Source organism: Undibacterium sp. RTI2.2 (assembly GCF_035018705.1).
Classification (GTDB): domain Bacteria; phylum Pseudomonadota; class Gammaproteobacteria; order Burkholderiales; family Burkholderiaceae_D; genus Undibacterium.
On the sequence record NZ_JASJXN010000101.1, the window covers coordinates 1 to 2,751 of the forward strand.

The window sequence follows — 2,751 nt, forward strand, 5'->3', positions numbered from 1 at the left end:
AATCGTTCTGAACAAGCCGATAAAATGGAAAAATTTGGACGCTGACAGGTGGTAAATATTGAACGCTGTTTGACAGTCCTGATGAAAAAAACAGCCTTTGGGCAACAACATTAAACTTGGTAATCAAGTTCTGTCGCGAATTAGTTTAACTTGAATTAACAGGCATTAAAGATCATAATGCTTGTTATGGAAAGCATTAAACTAAATCGTGATCAAAAAAAGCCGTCAAAAAAATCGGTAATCAGTCTTATGGCACCAGAAATGTTGGCGCGTATTCGTTCGCTTGGATTGCGAATAAGACAAGCTAGAATTCACCGAAAATGGCGACAAGAAGATCTCGTCAGTCGATCAGGATTTTCTCGAAGCACAATTGATGCAATCGAACGAGGGGAGCCTGGCACTGCAATTTCTTCCTATTTACATGTGTTGTGGATTATGGGATTAGATAGGGAATTAGACTTAATTGCGGATCCAGGCTTAGATAGGGAGGGACTTAGTCTTGCTTTCTCGGTGAAAGAAAAACGCGTACGCATCCCAACGAAAGTAGATAATGACTTCTGATAAAGAAACATTATTTGTTTGGATTTATCTGCCAAACCAAGTATCGCCAATACTTTGCGGACGTGTTAGCCGATCCATTTCAGCTGCCGGTACCCAATTAGGTGAATTTGTTTACCAAAAAGCTTACCTACAAGAGCCTTTGGCGAGGCCACTTGACCCAGTCTTGTTGGCACTTAAAAATAATTCTTATGAGAGCACCCTTCTTAACGGACACTTTTCCGTCTTGTTAGACGCTGGGCCGGACTCGTGGGGGTGCAGGGAAATTGATCAAGCTTATGGACAACAAACGGATTTAGGCTACCTCTTACATGGTGCCGGAGACCAAGTTGGTGCGATCGCATTTAGTCGCGACCCGAATCTGGCGCCATCCAATGCAGGTTTTAATGGATTTCCTTCCGCCACTCTGGAGGATCTTTTGGTATTTGCAGAGCTTTTGGAAAATGATCAGCCAATACCTGAAAAATATCATAATTTACTTAAAGTTGGTACTTCGGCAGGTGGGGCTCGGCCAAAAGCAACACTGTTATATGACGACCGGCAGTGGCTGGCAAAATTTCCCAGCACAAAAGATCCAAAAGATTTACCCAGCAACCCGAAGCTAGAAAAAACAGCACTAGACCTGGCAGAGATTGCCGGCTTAAATGTACCAAAACGACAACTGATTAACGTCGCAGGTAAAGATGTCCTTCTGGTTGAACGATTTGACCGGCATTATTTAGGAGATACGGTTAAAGGATGGGGTCGCCGCGCTTATGTTAGTGCGCGAACGGTTTTTTTCTCAAAACCAGATGTACAGCGCTACGCAATTACTGGTTCATATCAGAGACTTTCTTTAGAGCTTGCCACATGGTCTCGGCGAACTGTCGATGATCGCTTAGAGTTATTTAAGCGCATTGTTTTTAATTGTCTCGTCAACAATTTGGACGACCACGATCTAAATCACGGATTTGTTGATCTTGGAAAAGGGTTTGAATTAAGCCCTTTATTCGATGTGGTACCTCAGCGTCCGACAGGTGTTAGATCCCGTCTAGCACTTAATCTTGGCGAATTCGGGGGTGAAGCATCCAAAGAAAATTTACTTTCCGAATGCGACCGATTTGGGCTCTCAACTTTTGATGCGAGTCGAATTATCGAGTCCTTGCGAACAACCGTGAAGTCTAATTGGGAAAAATGTCTAATAGCAAATGGCGTAAGCAACACTCATATCGAAAGAATTTCTCCCGCTTTTTGCCCTGAACACTTTGATTTTTCTCATAATGAGAAGATAAAACACTAGCCCTGCTAAGCCGATATTGGATAGTTTTTCGGGTTCTGTAGCAATGAAAATTTCTTTTTTTAAATAGGAGTACAATGTTTATATCAAATATAACATTTTTATGCTATAAAAATGTAACGTTTGACACTATTAGTACATAGTATATGATGTATTCATCAATTAAAATATCGTTCTCTACACTTAGATAATGTAAAAGTGTAGTTAGTTACACTAATGGTGGTTGGAGATATCGTGGATTTCATCAAACAAGTGAATAGTCAGCGGCATCGACTGAGAAAAAGCGTTGTCGACGTTAGTCGGATTGTCGGAATCGAGGTGTCAAACCTCTACAGAATGTTTAAAAACGAGCCAGATGTGCGTTCAAGCACCTTGGATGATTTGGCTTCGGCATTAGACGCTAAGTGGGTCTTGGTACCCAAACATTTACTGCCAGAAGTGGAACGGCTCATTTCTGGCAAACCCATTGGAGTTGACGATGCACCCTCCTCAATAGATCGATTATTCGGAGCAAATTCATCGTCAACTACCCCGCCCTAAAGAGCGGAGCTTGGAGTTCAAAGTCTGAAGTCGCAAGACAGAAGATTGAGAGCCGAGAGTTTGGTTGATCAGGGAAGGCGGCAGTTGTAGGTCGCACCGTGAGTAGTAGGTCGTTAAGACGCACCAGCGAATGCTTCCTCAGTTCGCTGCTCTGCAAGATGTTGATCATGCTGGCGAAGGGTAAAGCGCCGAAGGTCTTCATCGCTTCTTGTAAGAGAAGGAGCCGGCTACGCACATTCCCGAGGGGAGAGAGTCGAAAGACTCCGTCACTAGTCCTCGTAAGAGGAACTTATTTCGTAATTGAAGTAGCAGTAGACGTACTTTAAGGAAACAAGATGGCCGTATTTGTACTAGACCGCAGTGGAAGACCGCTGATG

The 2,751-nt window shown here is 43.2% G+C and carries 3 protein-coding genes; all 3 read left to right on the forward strand.

Annotated elements, in window-relative coordinates; genetic code table 11:
• Positions 1 to 186: 186 nt before the first annotated feature.
• Positions 187 to 561, forward strand: a complete 375-nt coding sequence (locus tag QN395_RS21175) for a helix-turn-helix transcriptional regulator (protein WP_323493019.1) — start codon at positions 187 to 189, stop codon at positions 559 to 561.
• On the forward strand, positions 551 to 1,837 hold the full coding sequence (locus QN395_RS21180; RefSeq protein ID WP_323493018.1) for a type II toxin-antitoxin system HipA family toxin: 1,287 nt from the start codon (positions 551 to 553) through the stop codon (positions 1,835 to 1,837). The genes QN395_RS21175 and QN395_RS21180 overlap by 11 nt, the downstream gene beginning before the upstream one ends.
• 213 nt (positions 1,838 to 2,050) lie before the next feature.
• Entirely contained in the window at positions 2,051 to 2,374 is a 324-nt protein-coding gene (locus QN395_RS21185) for a helix-turn-helix transcriptional regulator (RefSeq protein WP_323493142.1), read from the forward strand.
• The last annotated feature ends 377 nt before the right edge of the window (positions 2,375 to 2,751 follow it).